Here is a 19,089-nt window from a genome sequence, read left to right on the forward strand (position 1 = left end):
GAAAGGGTATCGGTTAAATGAATCAATTTATTAAAAGTGTACGTGATGATATTGATGAAAACAAAGACCGCATGGTAGAAGCTAATGAAATTTCGGGTGATAATTGGCAGCAAACTCTTCGTCCCAAGATATTTGAAGATTATATAGGACAATCTGAGTTAAAGCAAAATTTGAATATATATGTAAAAGCTGCAAAAAATCGTAAAGAAGCTCTTGATCACGTACTGTTATATGGGCCTCCGGGCTTAGGTAAAACAACTCTTGCAGGTATTATTGCTAATGAATTGGGTGTAAATTTCAGGGTTACAAGTGGACCGGCAATAGAACGACCTGGAGATTTAGCAGCATTATTGACAAATTTAAACGAGCATGATGTTTTATTTATTGATGAAATTCATCGTTTAAATAGAAGTGTTGAAGAAATATTGTATCCGGCGATGGAAGATTTTGCACTTGACATAATAATAGGTAAAGGTCCAGGTGCAAGATCCTATCATATGCCGATAGCTCCGTTTACTTTAATAGGAGCTACCACAAGAGCGGGATCATTGGCAGCACCGCTTAGAGATCGCTTCGGTATTATTTTTAGAATGAAATTTTATAATCCTCAGGAATTAAAACAAATAATTATAAGGTCTGCAAATATTTTACAAATTAAAATCGAGACTAAAGGTGCGGAAGAAATCGCTAAACGATCTAGAGGTACACCGCGTATAGCAAACAGATTGTTAAAAAGAGTTCGTGATTTTGCTCAAGTATTAGGTACAGGTGTAATAACCGAAGATATTGCTCAAAAAGCTTTATCGGCATTACATATAGATTGTTTGGGATTGGATGTTACGGATTTAGAAGTTATTCGTACTATTATAACTAAATTTGACGGTGGTCCGGTAGGTATAGATACTATAGCTGCATCGGTGAGTGAAGAAAAATCAACAATTGAAGATGTATATGAACCTTATTTAATGAAAATAGGATTTTTATCCAGAACACCAAGAGGACGTATTGCGACAAAAGCTGCATATAAACATCTTAATATTTCAATGGATGAAGATGAAAATTCGTCTGATTTATTTAATAAATTTTACGAGGACAATGAAAACAATTATGAATAGAAAGAATGTTGTTTTAGCAATGTGCATGGCAGGATTTTTTACAATAATACCTTCCGTAATATCTAATGTTTATGCAACAAATGTAAAGTATGAAAGAATAAATTTGACAAAAAGAATATATACCGAAGTTAAATTAATAAAGAAACCTTTAAAAAAGCATATTACTAAACATAAAAATAAGTCAGGAACGTGGAAACGTCATTTAAAAAAGCAAGAAGAGTTTACTTATGGTATTAAACAGCAAATATTGTCTGCTAAAATGCGAAAAAAATGGAGAGAAGATAATATTTCATATGAAACACAGATAAATTTAAATGATATAAAAAATAATTATACTAATAATAAAGTTGAGAAAAAACAAAAAAATAAAAGTGTCGATTTAGGTGTATCTGATTATAGATTAAATCAAGGTCCGGATGTAGAAGTCGGAATTATTTCAGGTGATCATGAAGTTCAAATTAATGCTATTGACAATTTTAAAATAATTGCCGACGGTAAATTGTTGAAAGAAGATTATAAAGGGGAAGCTTTGTTGTTTTCAAGAGATAACAATAAAGTAAAATTGAACGGCAAACAAGTAGGCTCAACTATATATTTGAAATCAGACGGGGAAGCTCCTTTTTCAGTAAAGGGTAACAGATATAGAGGTATAATGAAAGTAATTCCTGCCAGATGGAATTCGGGATTAACAATAATAAACATTTTACCTATGGAAAATTATTTAAGAGGTGTAATACCTAGAGAAATAATCCCGTCATGGAAAATAGATGCAATTAAAGCACAAGCTGTTGCAGCAAGAACATATGCTATATTTCATAAAAACGGATACCGCTCTGCAGGGTATGATGTAACTGCAGATACAAGATCGCAAATGTATGGAGGATATTCAGCTGAAACGAATTCTACTGATAAGGCAATAAGAGAAACAGAAGGAGAAATTCTTACATATAACGGATCGCCTATAGATGCTGTTTTCAGTGCTAATGCGGGAGGGTATACGGAAAATAGTGAAAATGTTTGGGGTTCAAAAGTTCATTATCTTCGTGGGGTTCCTGAAGTACCATATTCAGTTATTGATACACCGTGGACAAAAGAATTTACATTTCAAACATTTTCTGACAGTTTAAATAAACACGGAATAAATATAGGTAAATTAAAAAATATAAAATTGTCAAAATTAAAAAAAGGTCCTATGTCGGTTAGTGACAGAGGTATATCCGGAAGAGTAAAATATATTGAAGTAGAAGGTGAAAAAGGCACAAAACGCATCACCGGTGAAAATATGCAAATTATCTTTGATTTAGATAGTACTCTTTTTGATTTAAATGTTAAAAATAAAGGTAAAAAAATAGAAATTATCGGATATGGAGATGGTCATGGTTTGGGACTCTCTCAGTGGGGGGCACAAGCAATGGCAGAAAAATATGGTGATGGGAAAAATTATTATAGAAGAATTTTGTCACATTATTTCACTGATACGAAAATAGAAAAAATATATTAATGGAGATTATATGAAACTTGAAAATTTTAATTATGAATTACCTGAATCATTAATTGCACAAGAACCTGTAGAACCGAGAGATTCTTGTAAACTTATGGTACTTGATAAGGAAACCGGTCATTTGAGTCATCATGTGTTTACAGATATATTGGATGAAATAAAAGAGAATGACTTGATAGTTTTTAATAATACAAAAGTCATTCCGGCAAGATTGAACGGATATAGGAAACAAACAGGTGGAAAAGTTGAAGTTTTATTGTTAACTCCCAAAGGAAATGATGAATGGGAAGTTTTAGTAAATCCGGGACGCAAAGCACTTATCGGGCAAGAAATAATTTTTTCAGATAAATTTTACTGTGTCGTTTTAGATAAAACCGATTTTGGAGGGAGACGCGTAAAATTTTATTATGATGGAGATTTTGATTTATTGTTAGATGAAGTTGGAGAAATGCCTATACCTCCATATATTCATAAAAAGCTTAAAAATAAAGAAGAATATCAAACAGTGTATGCTAAATATAAAGGCTCCGCCGCAGCACCGACAGCTGGACTGCATTTTACATCTGAATTGATTAATAAAATAAAAGAAAAAGGTGCTGAAATTTGTTTTGTTACATTGCATGTAGGATTGGGTACTTTCAGACCTGTTAATGAAGAAAATATAGAAGATCATGAAATGCACAAAGAATGGTATGTAATATCGGAAAAAACCGCTGATGCAGTTAATAAAGCGAAGAAGGAAGGACGACGAATTATAGCGGTGGGAACAACTTCTGTAAGAACTTTGGAATCTGCAGGACAAAGTGGAAAATTAAAAGCAGGAGCAAATTGGACAAATTTGTACATATATCCTGGATATAGTTGGAAAATCGTTGATGCTATAATTACAAATTTCCATTTACCGGAATCTACTTTGTTAATGATGATGGCTTCATTTGTGGGTACAGATAAAATTCTAAATGCATATAAAGAAGCTGTGGCTAAAAAATATAGATTTTTCAGTTTTGGAGATGCCATGTTTTTAAGGTGATTTTTTAAAAATAATTGACAATACATCTAAAATTATGTATACTTGATAAGTCATGGTACATAGTGCTTTGACGCAACCGCACGAGAAAAGGTTTCAAATCCATCAGGTACCTTAATTGGCGAGTATAGTTATAGAGGAGGTGCACAATGTACGCAATTATTAAAACCGGCGGAAAGCAGTATTGTGTTGAAGAAGGAAAACAAATTACAATCGAAAAGCTTCCGATTGCTGAAAACGGTGAAGTAGTTTTTGATCAGGTTCTTATGGTATCAGGTGATACAGTAAAAATCGGTCAGCCTTTCGTAGAAGGTGCTAAGGTTACAGCAAAAGTACTTGAACACGGAAAAGATAAGAAAATTAGAATTTTCAAATATAAAGCAAAATCTAATTACCGTCGTCGTCAAGGTCATCGTCAGCCTTTTACAAAAGTTCAGATTGAAAAGATTGAAGGATAATGATTATTGTTAAATTGTCTTATGGTAAAGAAAGTTTATTTTGTGATAAATTCTCTGTTTCCGGTCATGCCGATGCATATTCAGATTCTTTAGGATACGATATAGTGTGTGCATCAGTATCCGCTATTGTGCTTACAACAGCATTGGGATTAAGAGATGTTTTAAAAATAAACGGGCAATTTGATTCTGACATCGGAATTTTAAAAGTTGATTTAAATAAAAAATCGACAAAAGAAAGTGAAATAATAATACAGACTATGTTAGAGGGATTGAGAGAAATAAGTCGTCAATACCCTGGCAGAATAAAGTTGATTGAAAGCAGGGGGTGAATTGAATGTTATTGTTTGATCTTCAGTTATTCGCTCATAAGAAAGGTGTTTCCAGTACAAAAAACGGTCGTGATTCAAATGCACAGCGTTTAGGTACAAAGATGCATGACGGTCAGATTGCGAAATGTGGAAATATTATTGTTCGTCAGAGAGGAACCCATATTCATCCCGGTAAGAATGTTTCTATCGGAAAAGATGATACATTGTTTGCAACAGCAGCAGGAAGAGTATCTTTCGAACGTTTAGGAAGAAATAGAAGACAGGTAAGTGTATATCCTGTTACGGAATAAAAATAAAAAATTCACCTATTGATTTAAATCAATAGGTGAATTTTTTATTTAATTTGAAACTTTAACTTCAATTTCAAATAATCTTTTCCATGGAAATCTGGTTCTTATTATTTTGTTCTTTAATTTAAGTTTTTTGTTTGCAAAATCCTGTAATTGATTGGACATTTCTTTTTCGATATCATCAGTAATGAAATTTTTATTTTTAGAATTTTTCAAAATTAAAGATATTTTTTTTCGGACATTTGCTTGATAAGCCCAGTTATCAATATATTGCTCAGTGAGCATATTGTCATGTTCTTTTTTTGACATATATTGAGAAAGTACAGCTTGTGCAATAGAATACCCTACAGTATTACTTGCAGTATTCCATCCGTTATAGGCACTAATATCATATAATAAATTATTTTTCATAAGACTGTTCATTAAAGTATTATCCGAACCGTTTGAAAAATATACATCTGCGATTGAAACCGGAATATTTTTCGATCTTATAAACTTAATCTTATCTACAAAATTATCTGTACTTGATTTGTTCATACCGAAGTTTATTGTTTCACTTGATTCTACAGTTGATTCAAGCGGTGTATTTACTGCTAAAACAAAGTCAGGTTTTTTATTTGAAACAATATTCCCGCCTATTGCAATAATATGATCCGATACAGTTTTTCCTATAGATTGATTTTCATATCTAGGTATAGTTTCTTCTCCACGACCTAATGGATAGATTACGGCGAATGTGGGGTTAAGTTTATGTAAATCAACATGATATTTAGCTATTAAAAGTAATGCCAATTGATCTGCTCCGGGGAAAGAACCGTAGACTTTAGGAGATAAATTAGCAAATTCATTTTTTAAATAACGTGCTTCGAGTGTGGTTTGAGAATTTTTACTGTTATCATCATATCCTAAACAGTAATAAGCAAATATACCTTTTTTTGCGTTATTAATCATAATTCTGTTTATGGAATCATTTTTTTGTCTTCTTTTAAACCAATCTTGTATATATTCACTAGGAATTGACAGTTTTAATGATAAAAGATTGGAGATTTCAGTTTTTGTTGCAGTACCACTGTCAACTTTATCCTGTAAAATTGATAAGTTATAAATTTTATTACCGTAATTTCCGTAGTAATACGGTTCTACATCATTATCTGATGCGTATGGGGTTCTCATTATTGTTCCGAATGCATAAATAGGGATATTAGGATATTCATTATGTAGTTCATTGATACGGTCGGCACGTAAATATAATTCTTGCATCGAATCATTATGCTTACGAGAGTCTACCAATCCGCCATAAATTAGTGTATCTGTAGATAATACACATGCATCTGCTGATGAAATATTGTTTTTTAACCAATTCCATATTTTATCCGGAGAGCCCTTGCGATTTCTTCCTGATAAATAAGATGTAGGTGGAGTTATTATAGTATATCCTGCTTTTTCTGCAGTAGAAACTGTATACGCAAGACTTACAGGCCGATCATCTTGTGGTATAAGTAATATTTTTTCAGCATATGAGCTAAAACCTATGCTAATTGTAAATGTCAGAAAAAATCCGAAAATAATTTTAGATAACTTCAAAATAAACCTCCTGATAAAATTGTTTAGTTATTAAGTATTATATCATGAAATAGTTGGATTTCTGTTTATAAATAATGAGGTGAATTAATCGAAATAAATTTAATTTTACATTACAATATTTATATAAATTTAAAAAGTAAATTGGAAATAATAAAAAAGTGAGATTTTGAAAATCTCACTTTTTATTATTCGAATTTACGTAAAAAAAGATTCATTGAAAGAAGTATACATAACAAAGTTACTCCTGTATCTGCAAATACTGCAATCCACATATCAGCCATACCAATCAATCCCAAAATTATGACTGCAATTTTTATAAAAATTGCTATGAAAATATTTATTTTTGTAGTAGTTATTGTTTTTTCAGCTATTGATATTGAGGTTGAAATTGCAGAAACATTATTATTTAAAAATACTATATCTGAGGCTTCAATTGCAGCATCGGAACCGCTGCCCATTGCAGCACCTATATCAGCGGTTGCCAGTACAGGTGCATCATTTATTCCATCACCTACGAATAATGTTTTTGAATTGTTTGTAGTGTATTTTTTTAAGATTTTTATTTTGTCTAAGGGTAATAATTCGGAATAAAATTTTTTAATATTTAATTTTTTTGCAATATTTTCAGCGACAGCATTATTATCACCGGTAAGCATAATTATATCTATATTTTTTTTAGTTAATTTTTGTAATCCATTAAATGAATCTTTTTTCAATGCATCAGAAATTTTAATTTTACCTAAAAGCTTCTTGTTTATTGCAACATATATTATAGTTTCAAAATCATTTGAATAATTATTATTATCTATTGTTATACCGTTTTCATTTAAAAGTTTCTTATTTCCTATAATTATATCTTTATTACCTAATTTTGTAATTATACCTTTTCCTGATATTTCATTTATAGCAGAAAATTTTGGAATATATAATTTTTTATCTTCAGCAGCTTGAATTATTGATTTTGCAATAGGGTGTGTTGAGTGAGCCTCTGCACCCGCAACAAGTGCCAAAAGTTTATCTTCGTTTATATTTTGGTATGTTTCAATTTCTCTTATTTTAAAACTTCCTTCCGTTAATGTTCCGGTTTTATCCAAAAGTATAACATTTGTTTTATTTAGTATTTCAATAATATTTCCACTTTTAAAAAGAATTCCGTGTTTGGATGCTACTCCAAGTCCTGAAAAAAATGATAACGGTACGGAAATAACTAATGCACATGGGCAGCTTATAACTAAAAATGTTAAAGCTATGTAAAGCGCATCTTTGTAGGAATTTGTTGTGAAAAAAGGTAAAAATATAATTAAAAAAATTGCAGCAAATACTACTATTGGAGTGTAAATTCTTGAAAATTTAGTTATAAATTTATCGATTGAAGGTTTGCCGGCCAATGCATTTTCGATAGAATCCAAAATACGTGAAACCATAGATTCGGATAATGTTTTTTCAACTTGAAGTTCAATGGTGGAGGATAAGTTTATTGTTCCGGAGTAAACAGAGTCACCTATAGTAACACTTCTTGGAATGGATTCTCCGGTTAATAGCGATGTATCTATTTGTGTTTTACCTTTTGAAATAATTCCGTCAAGAGGGACTCTTTCTCCCGGTAAAATTCTTATTATGTCACCGATATCAACATCTTCAGGGGTTATTGTTTCAATAATTCCATTTTTTAGTTTATGAACTGTTTCAGGGCGTAAATCTATAGTTTCGGTTATTTGTTTTCTACTTTTTTCAATCGCAAAATGTTCAAGATATTCTCCGATTTTATAAAAAAGTATAACACCCGTTGCCTCCGGATATTCTGAAATTGCTAATGCACCCAGTGTTGCAATGGACATTAAGAGGTACTCGTTGAAAACATTTTTATTAATGATATTTTTTATTGCTTTCATCAAAATATCATGCCCTAATAAAAAGTAAGAAATTATTAATAATGAGCTTGTAAGTAGATCCGAAAATTTAATTAAATCATAAAATCCTGATAATCCGATAACGTATAAGAAAAAACCTGTTGAATTTATAAATTTTGAATATTTGTCGGATTTTGATTTATTTTGCTCATTTTTATTGTAATTAATTTTTTTTACTATTTTTGTGCCGGGTTCTATTTTATTGCAAACATTTATAATTTCCGGTAATAATTTATCAGGGTTTTCTGCTGTAATTTTTAATTGTTTTGTGGAAAATGTTACAGTAGCAGAAAATACACCTTGCTGTTGATTTATATTTTTTTCTAATTTTATTGCACATGAAGGACAATTCAGTGTAGGTATTACATATAATTCAGTATTAAGTTTAGTGTTTTGTTTAGGTGGGAGAATATTAATATTTTCATTAAATGTTCTTGATATTTTTGTTATCTCGGGAATTAATAAATCAGGATTATTTTTAGATATAAGTCGTAATTCCTTTTTATTAAAACTTACAGATGCAAAAAATACAGAAGGGATTTTTCTTATTTTACCTTCCATCAATGCTGCACATTGTACGCAATCAAGGTTTTCTATGTGATATAATCCGCGCTTATATTCTTTACCTAAGAAATCACATTTGCAGCTTTCGATTTCTTTGCCGCAATATTCGCAATCTTCCTCAATACAATGATCACAATGGCAGTTTTGTTGATGTCCTGTCAGGACATGAAGATTTTTGTCTATTATATGGCCGAAAGCTCTTCTTTCATCTTTAGAAATTTCAGCTTCATTTTCAAGTACATGGTGAATTTCAATTTTTAAATTATTATCTTTTATATGATGATGTAAATTTTTATTGATTTTCATAAAATAAAACTCCTACATAGTAAATTCTAAATGCATTCTAGCATTGAATTTTTTTGTGGTAAATATGTAGGAGTTTAGACTTTAATAAATCAAGTAACATGTAATAAAAACTTTAAAAAATCAAGTTTTTTTTACCGATGAAGAAGTCCGGGGAGTGGGGGATAACTAAAATTGATTTTTCGTTTGTATAAGATACTCTACCTACTTTTGTATTTGGTATTCTTTTTACATTTTTTATGAATGTGTAATCTACCGTAATTTTTCCGGAATCTTTTCCGCTGCTGTAAAATGCTGCAACAGAAGCCACTTTTTCCAATGTTTCAATCGGTACAATTTGCTTTTCGGTTTTAATAATTACATGAGAACCGGGTATTTGTTTAACATGTAGCCAAATGTCTTCGCTTGATGATTTTTTAAATGTTAAAATTTCGTTTTCTTTACTGTTTTTCCCAATAAAAATTTTAAATCCATCAATACAAAATTGTAAAAAATTGTGATTCAAAGTTTTATTTTTAAATAATTTTTTTTCTATGTTTTTCTTAGCTTTTATACCTAATGTTTCAAGTTCCTTACTTAAAGCATATAATTCTTCATTTGAAGTTATGAGTGTTGAATAATAATATATGTGATTTAAAGCATCAATATTTTCTTTGCAGTTTTCAACTTTTTCTTTTCCTATTTGTATACGTGTTTTCATTTTATTGTATTTTTTAAAATATAATTGGCTATTTGATGACAAAGATTTTTCTTTGTTAATTGGAATTTTGATTTTGTTTTGTTTTGCGTCAAAAATATTGTTTAAAATTATAAAATCTTCATATGGTGTTTTTTCATATGCATGAATTGCCAGTAAATTTCCCCATAATTTGTAAGTATCCATCTTGGATGTTTCTTTCAGCTCATCTTCTATTTTTAATAATTTTCTTTTTTCTTTTTTTATCAGTGAATGAATTTCTTTTTGTAAAGACAAAGAAATATTGTTGCTATTATTTTTATGATTTTGTAAGTAATATAATATAGCATCATTTACAGATAATTTTAAAGGTGTTTTATCATTATTATTTAACTCTAAAGGTGAAAGTAAGTATTGATTGGATGTATCATATAAATTGATTACAGATATTTGTTTTATAGTATTTTTAAAATTACATATTACATCGACTATGAATTCTATATCTTTGGTATTTAACGTACTTGATTTTTTAGTAAGCATAAAACTATGATTTTTAAATATTTCTTGCAATAATAACTCACTGAATCCGTTAAAAAGAGTAAAAATAAGTTCTTTTAAGGTGTTAGAGGTGTTTTTGTTGTAAGTTAATATGTCAAGTAATTCGGATTTTGAAAATTGAGTAAAATCCATTCTGTTTTGACTTCCGGGGAGAATATATTTTTCTTTAGGCGAAATAATGCGGTCTTTTTTATTTCCTTTTAAGCATGCATCTAAAATTAAATTGTTTTCAGTTAAGATTATATTCGGTGCAGATGGGATAAGTTCAATATATAAGTTTTTTACCTTGATTTCTCCGGCAGTTTCAATTCTTGAAAAATTAATTTGTATGACTCTGTCCAAGTTAATTTGTTTTATATCTGTAATTTTACTTCCTTCCAAGTGTTTTCTAAGTGACATGCAAAAGTTTTGTGCAGGAGTATAATTTAAGTTTTTATTTTCATCGTTAATATATATAATTGGTGGATTATAACTTGAAATTATTAATTTTGCGGGAGATGAAGAAGGTTTAAAAATTTCCAAAACCATTGTACGGTTATTTATTTGATGAATTTTTCGTACTTGACCATATATAAGCTCTTTTTTTAGTTCTTTTGTAAGAATGTATATAATTGAACTGTCCAGTTGCATATAGATTCCTCTTTCATTTTTATCATTTGTTTTATAGTATAGCAGACAAATTTGAAATATGTGAAAGTTATTTAATACAATATATGCTCGACAGTTTTTACAAAAATCGTTTATAATATTTGTATTGTTAATTTAAATATTTGTACGAAATATGGTGATTTTAATGTATTTTTCAAAATGGCAAGCTTGCGGTAATGATTTTATTATTTTCAATTCATTTAAGAATAAATTTATTTTTTCTTCTGAATTTGTAAAAAAATTATGTAACAGAAATTTCGGTATAGGAGCGGATGGTATTATTTATGTTCTTCCTTCGTTAGATGCTGATTTTAAAATGCGTATTTTTAATAGCGATGGAAGTGAAGCTGAGATGTGCGGTAACGGAATTCGTTGTTTTGCCAAGTTCGTAGTTAATCAAAAATTGATAAATAAATCTTCATTTTCAGTTGAAACAGGAGCCGGAATTTTATTTCCTGAAATTTTAAAAAACGGGAATGTTTGTGTAGATATGGGAATTCCGAATTTGAATTCTGATGATATTCCTGTAAAAGGATTTTCTAAAAAGGTAGTAATTGATGAATTGTTAAATATTTCTCATGAAAATAAGGCATATAGAATTAATTGCGTATCTATGGGAAATCCTCATTGTGTTATTTTTACTGATAAAATTGACGGTATTAATATTGAAGCTGATGGAAGTATTATTGAAAATCATAAACAGTTTCCCAAAAAAACTAATGTTGAATTTGTACAGAAAATCTCAGATTCAATTTTAAGAATGAAGGTTTGGGAAAGAGGTGCCGGTATTACTTTGGCTTGTGGAACAGGTAGTTGTGCCGCTGTAGTTGCTGCAACATTAAATAATTTAGTAAACAATAAAGCTGATGTTATTTTAGATGGCGGTAAATTAAATATTTTTTGGGATAAAGATAAGACTAATCATGTGTTTATGACGGGTCCGGCTGAAAAAGTTTTTGATGGAAATATAGAGGTTGATTATGAACAGTATGACGGGATACGGTAAAGGGCAGGTAAATTCCGATTTAGGAGAATTGTTAATTGAAATTAAGACTGTAAATAGTCGTTACTTGGAGTTTAATTTTAAATCCGACGGTATATCTCCTCTTTTAGAAGAATTAGTAAAAAGAGAATTGAAAAAAGTTTTATATAGAGGGAAGGTTTCAGTCAGAATAAAATTCATTTCTGACAATTCAAAAAATATAAAATTGTCCGTTAATGAAGCTTTGTTGAATTCTTATATAGAAATTTTTAACGATATAAAAAGGAATAAGCTTAAATCGAATAAATTTGTAAATATTTCAGAATTGTTGAAAGTTCCGGAACCGTGGATTGAGGTAACTTTTGATAAAACTGATGAAGAAAAATTGCAAATTATGGTAAAAGATGCACTGAGTCAAGCAATACCTTTACTTTTGGAGATGCGCAAAGTTGAAGGTTGTAATTTGAAAAGTGATTTATTAAAAAGAGTTGAATTTATAAAGAAGGAATTATCTTACATAAAGGAACGTCAATATTCATTAAATGATCAATATAGGGAAAAGTTGCGAACGAAAATAAATGAATTTATAGAAGAAAATTCTTTTAAAGCAGACGAAAACCGTATATTGCAAGAAGTAGTAATATATTCGGATAAAACTGATTACACTGAGGAAGTCACCAGGTTTGAAAGTCATATTATTCAACTTTTAGAATCTTTAAATAATAAGGGGCCTTTAGGAAGACAATTGGATTTTTTGATTCAAGAAATAAATAGAGAGATTAATACTATTGCATCTAAGACGGATCAAATTGATGTAACGAATTGTGTTATAATAATCAAAACGGAATTGGAGAAAATAAGAGAGCAAATCCAAAATATAGAATAAGGAGATTTTTATGGATTTTTCATTAATAAATATAGGATTTGGAAATATGGCATCTACATCTAGGATAATAGCAATAATAAGTCCTGAGTCCGCGCCTGTAAAGCGTATGATACAGGAAGCCAGAGATAAAGGCTCTCTCATAGATGCAACATATGGACGTAAAACGAGAGCTGTTTTGGTTATGGACAGCAACCAAATTATTTTATCTGCAGTTCAACCGGAAACGATTTCTCATAGAGCAATAAATAAAGAAGTTATTTCTGCAGATTTGGCGGATGAGGATTAATTTTATGAATAATAAAAAAGATGAGGGAATACTTCTTGTAGTTTCCGGACCGTCAGGAGCAGGCAAGGGAACTATTTGTGAGGAAATTCGTAAAATGAATCCTGATTTGTTTTATTCTGTTTCGATGACCACAAGAAGTCCGAGAAAAAATGAAAAAGATGGAATAAATTACTATTTCAGAAGTGTTGAAGAGTTTGAAAAATTAATAAAAGAAGATGCTTTTCTTGAATATGCAAGAGTTTATGATAATTATTATGGAACTTTGAAACAAAATACTTTTGATTTACTCAAACAAGGAAAGTCTATACTTTTAGAAATAGATATTCAAGGTGCTATGCAAGTTAAGGAAAGATATCCGAAGGGTGTTTTTATATATATAGTGCCTCCGTCATTGGAAATTTTATCTGAAAGAATACATAAACGAGGAACAGATAGTGAAGAGTCAATTCGAAAGCGCTTGTCTCAGATAACTAAAGAATTATCGCTAGCTCATAAATATGATTACATAGTTGTTAATGAAGTATTGAAAGATGCTGTTTATAAAACTCAAGCGATATTGGATGCTGAAAAATGTAAGCTTTCGAGAAATGAATGCAGAGTAGAGACTATTTTTAAACAATATATTACTAAGGAGGTATCTTTAAAATGATGTCATTTCCTTCAATTGATGAATTAGTTAAAATTGTTGATACTAAATATACATTAGTTACTTTGGTGGCTATGCGTGCAAGAGAGTTGACAGATAATGAGGCTCAGTTAATAAGAGAAAAAAATAAAAAAGCAGTTACTATAGCACTTGAAGAAATTTATGAAAATAAAGTTGAACCAAAGAAAATCGGAAATATTTAAATATGAGTTTTAAGAATAAAAATATAATTGTAGGTATATGTGGAGGTATAGCATCTTATAAAACTGCCGATTTAGTAAGTAAGTTGCGCCAAAAAGGTGCAAATGTTAAATGTATTATGACATCTCATGCACAAGAATTTGTTAAACCTGTAGTGTTCGGTGAATTAAGTGGAAATCAAGTTTTTACCGATATGTTCGGAGAAATAAAAGAATGGGATGTTGAGCATATATCTTTGGCAATGTGGGCAGATATTTTTGTTATTGCACCTGCTACAGCGAATATTTTAGGAAAATGTTCCAATGGAATTGCCGATGATATGCTTTCTACTACATTGATTGCGACTAAGAAGCCTGTTTTATTTGTACCTTCAATGAATAGCAATATGTTTGAAAATCAAATAGTTCAGGAGAATATAGCAAAATTAAAAAGTTACGGTTATTACATGCTTGAACCTGATATTGGTCACTTGGCTTGTAATGTGACAGGTAAGGGACGTTTTCCTAATACGGAAAAAATTATTGAGAACATAGATAAAATACTTAGCGGGAAAAAATTACTTTCAGGCAAGAAGGTGGTTGTGACTGCAGGTGGTACTAAAGAAGAATTCGATCCTGTAAGATATATAGGAAACTATTCTTCAGGACTTATGGGCTATTCTATAGCAAAAGCTGCAGCGAAAGAAGATGCTGAAGTTATACTTATTTCTACCGAAAATTTTGAAGAAATTTATGAGAATCTGAAAATAAAAAAAGTTAAAACTGCAAATGAAATGCGGAGTGCTTCATTAACGTTATATGATGAAGCGGATGTATTTATTATGGCAGCGGCAGTTGCGGATTATCGGCCTGAGAAAAAGTTTACAAAAAAAGTAAAAAAAGAAAACATTGAGAATTTGTGTATAAATCTTGTTAAAAACCCCGATATTTTAATGGAGTTGGGGAAAAATAAGAAAACACAGTTTTTAGTAGGATTTGCAGCGGAAACAAATAATCTTATAGAAAACGGATTAAAAAAATTGAAAAATAAAAATTTAGATATGCTTATTGCAAATGATGTAACTCAATCAGGAGCCGGATTTGAATCTAAAACTAATATTGTTTCCGTAATTTATAAAGACGGAAAAATAGATTCTTATCCAAAGATGTCTAAAATTGAATTGGGAGAAATCTTAATAAATAAAATAAGTTCAGCTTTAGAATAATACATAGATTTAAATTATCGGGAAATATATATAATAAATTTAGTTGACGTTATAAAAAAATTATGCTAGCATAAAGCTATGCCCAAATAGGGCTATTAGTTATTTGTAGGAGGAATTTCCATGAAAGGTACAGTTAAGTGGTTCAGCGCAGAAAAAGGCTATGGTTTTATTGAAAGAGAAGAAGGCGGCGATGTTTTCGTACATTTTTCTGCTATTCAGACTGAAGGCTTCAAGACGCTGACTGAAGGTCAGAAGGTTGAATTCGATATTATCGAAGGTGCTAGAGGACCGCAGGCTGCTAATGTAGTCATTCTTTGATCACTTACTGAGCGATACAGCGTAGGTTTTTGAATCAGGAATTACTGAAAAAAGACTTGGATTTAAAGTTCAAATTTTGTATTTGTAATTTATCCGGGTCTTTTTTATTTTGAATTGTTTAATAGTTTATTATATAATATATATAGTAGATACATTCTTTGTAGTGTAATAAGGAGGACTATCATGGAATTAAAAATAAGAGGAAAGAATCTTGAAGTCACAAAAGCATTACATAGTTACGTTGAAAAACATACAGGTAAAATTCAAAGATATTTTGATAAACCTATAAAAATGAATGTATTGATGCGTATTTCCAATAAAACTAACACATGTGAAGTTACAGCTTTTGTTGAAGGCGTGATTTTACGTGGTGTAGAAAAATCTGATGATATGTATAAATCAATTGATTTAGTTTTTGATAAAGTTGAAAGACAAATACATAAATATAAAACCAGATTGGCAAGACGCTACAGAGAAGAAAATGTTTTCAGTAAGAAATTCAGAGAAGAAAAAGAAACTTTCGGTGAAGAAGAATTTGAAATTGTAAAAACAAAAAAGTTTAACATAAATCCGATGTCGCCGGAGGAAGCAATTTTACAAATGAATTTGGTAGGGCATGATTTCTTTATGTTCTTTAACTCTGAAACTTCAGATATAGCGGTAGTTTATAAAAGAAATGACGGAAAATACGGATTGATAGAAATGAAAAGATAGTAAATAAAATACCCTCTTTACTGGATAGTCAGTAAGGAGGGTATTTTTATATTAATTTTTTAAAATACGGAATTTTTTTTATAAAATATGTTATAACCGCTCCAAGAAAAAATCCTGATATAATCCATATAAATGCTGCAGTAAGAGGCCAGTTAGGTAAAAATTTTATTAAATATTTTTCGAATATAATACCGGTTAGTCGTCGTGCAATATCGTCGAAGAGCATTATTCCAAATGCCAAAGTGCTTAAGGAAAATATTGCTTTTTTATAAAATTGAGGAATTTTATGATGTATAAAAAACCATTTAAAAAAACAATATATAAATGCGGTGTTTAAAAATAGAAAAGAATCATAAAAGCGTTCTGAAATTGCTTCTGTTAATCCGTTTGCAACAATACCATGATAATATGTCATCAGAGCAGATATTATTGTTCCGCACATAGCTGCGATAAAAAGATAAAGTAAATTCTTTTTTGTCAGCCAATAATCAGGTAGAACATTTTCAATCCAATATCCAATAATAAAATAAAAAGACGGTTCACTTACAGCGAGTAAAGGATTTATAAACCAATTTATTTCAGCTGTTCCTTTGAAAATTAAAAATGAAAAAACAGGAATAAATCCTACAAAAAATAAATTAAGAGATATAAGATAAATAAAAATTTTATTAGTTAAGTTTTTTACTAAAGCTCTCCATATTGGAAGCATAAGTAAAAATGACATATATATATATAGAAAATAGTAAGCGGTTGCAAGTGTTTGTGAGTATAAAAGTGAACTAAAAAGGCTTATATTAAAATTTCTATAATTATATAAATAGTTTATAAAAGAAAATATTATAAGAACTTGAGCAAAACGCCAAATACGTTTTTTAAAAATAACAGATAACGGTTCTTCTTTTTTTAGTAAAAGAGCACCTGAAATCATAAAAAATATGGGAACTGCAGTTTTTATCCAAAACGGAATAATTATGTATAGCGGGAACCAATTTGAATTTATTTTATTTAAATACAAAGAAAATCCGGAAGTTGATGTATGTGTAAACATTACTAAAAATATGCACAATATTCTTAGGAAGTCTATGTGCAATAATCTGGTTTTAGTTTTTATTGATAAGTTCATTTATTATTACCTCTGTGTTATTTTACTTCAATATAATAACATGGATTCAATAATAAAGTGAATTTTATATTTACATATTATTTATATTTAAATTAAAAATAATATATTTTTGTGCTTGATAACATCGAATGTTTTTGGTAGAATTAAAAAGTATGAATACACATGTGCATGGATTTTATATTTGTGCCTTATGGTGGTTATAAAAGTAGAAGTGCACAGAGGTTAAAACAGGAGGATTTTAAAATGTCAGTAGTATCAATGAAACAATTATTAGAAGCAGGTGTTCATTTCGGTCACCAAACACGTCGTTGGAATCCGAAAATGTCCAGATTTATTTTTACAGAACGTAACGGTATTTACATTATCGATTTACAAAAAACTGTAAAAAAAGTTGAAGAAGCATACAATTTTATTCGTGAAGTTGCTGCAAATGGACAAACAATTTTGTTTGTAGGAACAAAAAAACAAGCTCAAAATGCAATTAAAGATGAAGCTTTAAGATGCAATATGTTTTATGTAAATCAGCGTTGGTTGGGCGGTATGTTGACAAATTTCCGCACAATTCAGAATCGTGTTGCAAGACTTAAAGAATTGGAAAAGATGTTTGAAGACGGAACTGTTGAACAATATCCCAAGAAAGAAGTTATTCTTATGAAGCGTGAATTGGATAAGCTTGAAAAGAATCTTGGCGGAATTAAGGATATGAAGAAACTTCCGGGATGTATAGTTGTTATAGATTCAAAGAAGGAAGAAATTGCAGTTAAAGAAGCACGCAAGCTTAATATACCGGTAATTGCTACAGTAGATACCAATTGTGATCCGGATGTAATTGATTTCCCGATTCCGGCAAACGATGATGCAATTCGTGCTGTAAAACTTTTAGCATCAAAGATGGCTGATGCAGTATTGGAAGGACGTCAAGGACAGCAGGAAGAACAAGGTGAACAAGAAGTGGCAGAAGATGTTGCTGATGAACAGGAAGTAACAGAAGAATCAGCTGAATAAGTCTTTGTTTTTATGGAGGTTATATAATGATTACGGCTAGTTTGGTAAAAGAGCTTCGTACACGCTCCGGCGCAGGAATGATGGATTGTAAAAAAGCACTTGTTGAAGCAGACGGTGATATTGAAAAAGCAGTAGATATTCTCCGTGAAAGAGGATTGGCAAAAGCTGCGAAAAAAGCAGGACGTATTGCAGCTGAAGGTATTGTAGGATCTTATATTCATGGAAATGGTCGTATAGGCGTATTGATTGAAGTAAACTGTGAAACTGATTTTGTCGCAAAGACAGATGCTTTCCATACATTGGTAAAGGATATTGCAATGCAGGTTGCTGCTACAAATCCTCAGTACGTGCGTCGTGATGAAGTTCCTGCAGATGTAATCGAACACGAAAGAGCGATATTCCGTCAGGAAGCTTTAAATGAAGGTAAACCTGAAAAGATTGTTGATAGAATGACCGAAGGTCGTTTAGAAAAAATGTATAAAGAAATTTGTTTAGAAGAACAACCGTTTATTAAAGATGGTGATAAAACTATTGAAAGAGTTATTACAGAAGCGGTTGCTTCAATGGGAGAAAAAATTTCAATCAGACGTTTTACCCGTTATCAATTAGGTGAAGGTATTGAAAAGAAACAGGAAAATTTTGCTGATGAAGTTATGAGTCAAATTAACAAATAATAAAATAAGAGAACACATTTGTGTTCTCTTATTTTGTAAATATATAGTATAATTATATAGCGGAGGGAATAAGTGGAACGGAAGTAT

20 protein-coding genes are annotated in these 19,089 nt (G+C 30.2%); 16 read left to right on the top strand and 4 right to left on the bottom strand.

Annotated features, from left to right (window positions below):
- Positions 1–17: 17 nt before the first annotated feature.
- From ruvB to rpmA, 6 genes are all read left to right on the top strand, one after another.
- Entirely contained in the window at positions 18–1,115 is a 1,098-nt protein-coding gene (ruvB, locus tag P6922_RS02610; RefSeq protein ID WP_276874013.1) for a Holliday junction branch migration DNA helicase RuvB, read from the top strand.
- Entirely contained in the window at positions 1,096–2,616 is a 1,521-nt protein-coding gene (locus tag P6922_RS02615) for a SpoIID/LytB domain-containing protein (protein ID WP_276874016.1), read from the top strand. Before ruvB ends, P6922_RS02615 begins: the two co-directional genes overlap by 20 nt.
- A gap of 10 nt (positions 2,617–2,626) precedes the next feature.
- Positions 2,627–3,646: a tRNA preQ1(34) S-adenosylmethionine ribosyltransferase-isomerase QueA gene (gene queA / locus P6922_RS02620; RefSeq protein WP_276874019.1), complete on the top strand. Its 1,020-nt coding sequence runs from the start codon at positions 2,627–2,629 to the stop codon at positions 3,644–3,646.
- Between the two features lie 146 nt (positions 3,647–3,792).
- Positions 3,793–4,101: a 50S ribosomal protein L21 gene (gene rplU, locus P6922_RS02625; protein WP_007554677.1), complete on the top strand. Its 309-nt coding sequence runs from the start codon at positions 3,793–3,795 to the stop codon at positions 4,099–4,101.
- Positions 4,101–4,430 carry a ribosomal-processing cysteine protease Prp gene (locus P6922_RS02630; RefSeq protein ID WP_007554669.1) on the top strand — a complete coding sequence of 110 codons (330 nt, stop codon included), beginning with the start codon at positions 4,101–4,103 and terminating at the stop codon, positions 4,428–4,430. Before rplU ends, P6922_RS02630 begins: the two co-directional genes overlap by 1 nt.
- A 5-nt stretch (positions 4,431–4,435) precedes the next feature.
- On the top strand, positions 4,436–4,720 hold the full coding sequence (gene rpmA, locus P6922_RS02635; protein ID WP_007554659.1) for a 50S ribosomal protein L27: 285 nt from the start codon (positions 4,436–4,438) through the stop codon (positions 4,718–4,720).
- Positions 4,721–4,768: 48 nt separating this feature from the next.
- On the opposite strand, the gene P6922_RS02640 is transcribed toward rpmA, so the two are convergent.
- From P6922_RS02640 to P6922_RS02650, 3 genes are all read right to left on the bottom strand, one after another.
- Positions 4,769–6,304, bottom strand: a complete 1,536-nt coding sequence (locus P6922_RS02640) for a DUF4127 family protein (protein WP_276874022.1) — start codon at positions 6,302–6,304, stop codon at positions 4,769–4,771.
- Between the two features lie 185 nt (positions 6,305–6,489).
- Positions 6,490–9,084 (bottom strand): heavy metal translocating P-type ATPase, encoded by a 2,595-nt coding sequence (locus tag P6922_RS02645; protein ID WP_276874024.1) that lies wholly within the window; start codon positions 9,082–9,084, stop codon positions 6,490–6,492.
- 112 nt (positions 9,085–9,196) lie between these two features.
- Positions 9,197–10,945 (bottom strand): Rqc2 family fibronectin-binding protein, encoded by a 1,749-nt coding sequence (locus P6922_RS02650; RefSeq protein ID WP_276874027.1) that lies wholly within the window; start codon positions 10,943–10,945, stop codon positions 9,197–9,199.
- Between the two features lie 163 nt (positions 10,946–11,108).
- Here P6922_RS02650 and dapF point away from each other — a divergent pair, with 163 nt between their 5' ends.
- From dapF to hpf, 8 genes are all read left to right on the top strand, one after another.
- A complete protein-coding gene (gene dapF, locus P6922_RS02655; protein ID WP_276874030.1) occupies positions 11,109–11,969 on the top strand; it encodes a diaminopimelate epimerase in 861 nt (286 codons plus the stop codon).
- Positions 11,944–12,831 (top strand): YicC/YloC family endoribonuclease, encoded by an 888-nt coding sequence (locus P6922_RS02660; RefSeq protein ID WP_276874033.1) that lies wholly within the window; start codon positions 11,944–11,946, stop codon positions 12,829–12,831. The genes dapF and P6922_RS02660 overlap by 26 nt, the downstream gene beginning before the upstream one ends.
- A 10-nt stretch (positions 12,832–12,841) precedes the next feature.
- The gene (remA, locus tag P6922_RS02665; protein ID WP_007555361.1) at positions 12,842–13,117 is read left to right on the top strand and encodes an extracellular matrix/biofilm regulator RemA; all 276 of its coding nucleotides are present in this window, start codon (positions 12,842–12,844) and stop codon (positions 13,115–13,117) included.
- Positions 13,118–13,121: 4 nt separating this feature from the next.
- Positions 13,122–13,766 (top strand): guanylate kinase, encoded by a 645-nt coding sequence (gene gmk / locus P6922_RS02670; protein WP_276874036.1) that lies wholly within the window; start codon positions 13,122–13,124, stop codon positions 13,764–13,766.
- The gene (gene rpoZ, locus P6922_RS02675; protein ID WP_007554516.1) at positions 13,763–13,966 is read left to right on the top strand and encodes a DNA-directed RNA polymerase subunit omega; all 204 of its coding nucleotides are present in this window, start codon (positions 13,763–13,765) and stop codon (positions 13,964–13,966) included. Before gmk ends, rpoZ begins: the two co-directional genes overlap by 4 nt.
- A gap of 2 nt (positions 13,967–13,968) precedes the next feature.
- On the top strand, positions 13,969–15,168 hold the full coding sequence (gene coaBC, locus P6922_RS02680) for a bifunctional phosphopantothenoylcysteine decarboxylase/phosphopantothenate--cysteine ligase CoaBC (RefSeq protein ID WP_276874038.1): 1,200 nt from the start codon (positions 13,969–13,971) through the stop codon (positions 15,166–15,168).
- Positions 15,169–15,288: 120 nt separating this feature from the next.
- The gene (locus P6922_RS02685; protein WP_007554589.1) at positions 15,289–15,486 is read left to right on the top strand and encodes a cold shock domain-containing protein; all 198 of its coding nucleotides are present in this window, start codon (positions 15,289–15,291) and stop codon (positions 15,484–15,486) included.
- A gap of 183 nt (positions 15,487–15,669) precedes the next feature.
- Positions 15,670–16,200 (top strand): ribosome hibernation-promoting factor, HPF/YfiA family, encoded by a 531-nt coding sequence (hpf, locus tag P6922_RS02690; protein WP_007554575.1) that lies wholly within the window; start codon positions 15,670–15,672, stop codon positions 16,198–16,200.
- 46 nt (positions 16,201–16,246) lie between these two features.
- Here hpf and P6922_RS02695 read toward each other — a convergent pair whose 3' ends face one another.
- A complete protein-coding gene (locus tag P6922_RS02695) occupies positions 16,247–17,323 on the bottom strand; it encodes an acyltransferase (protein ID WP_276874041.1) in 1,077 nt (358 codons plus the stop codon).
- Positions 17,324–17,566: 243 nt separating this feature from the next.
- Here P6922_RS02695 and rpsB point away from each other — a divergent pair, with 243 nt between their 5' ends.
- Positions 17,567–18,328, top strand: a complete 762-nt coding sequence (gene rpsB / locus P6922_RS02700) for a 30S ribosomal protein S2 (RefSeq protein WP_276874043.1) — start codon at positions 17,567–17,569, stop codon at positions 18,326–18,328.
- Between the two features lie 23 nt (positions 18,329–18,351).
- Positions 18,352–19,002 (top strand): translation elongation factor Ts, encoded by a 651-nt coding sequence (gene tsf, locus P6922_RS02705; protein WP_218015475.1) that lies wholly within the window; start codon positions 18,352–18,354, stop codon positions 19,000–19,002.
- The last annotated feature ends 87 nt before the right edge of the window (positions 19,003–19,089 follow it).

Source organism: Dialister micraerophilus (genome assembly GCF_947090205.1).
Lineage (GTDB): Bacteria > Bacillota > Negativicutes > Veillonellales > Dialisteraceae > Dialister > Dialister micraerophilus.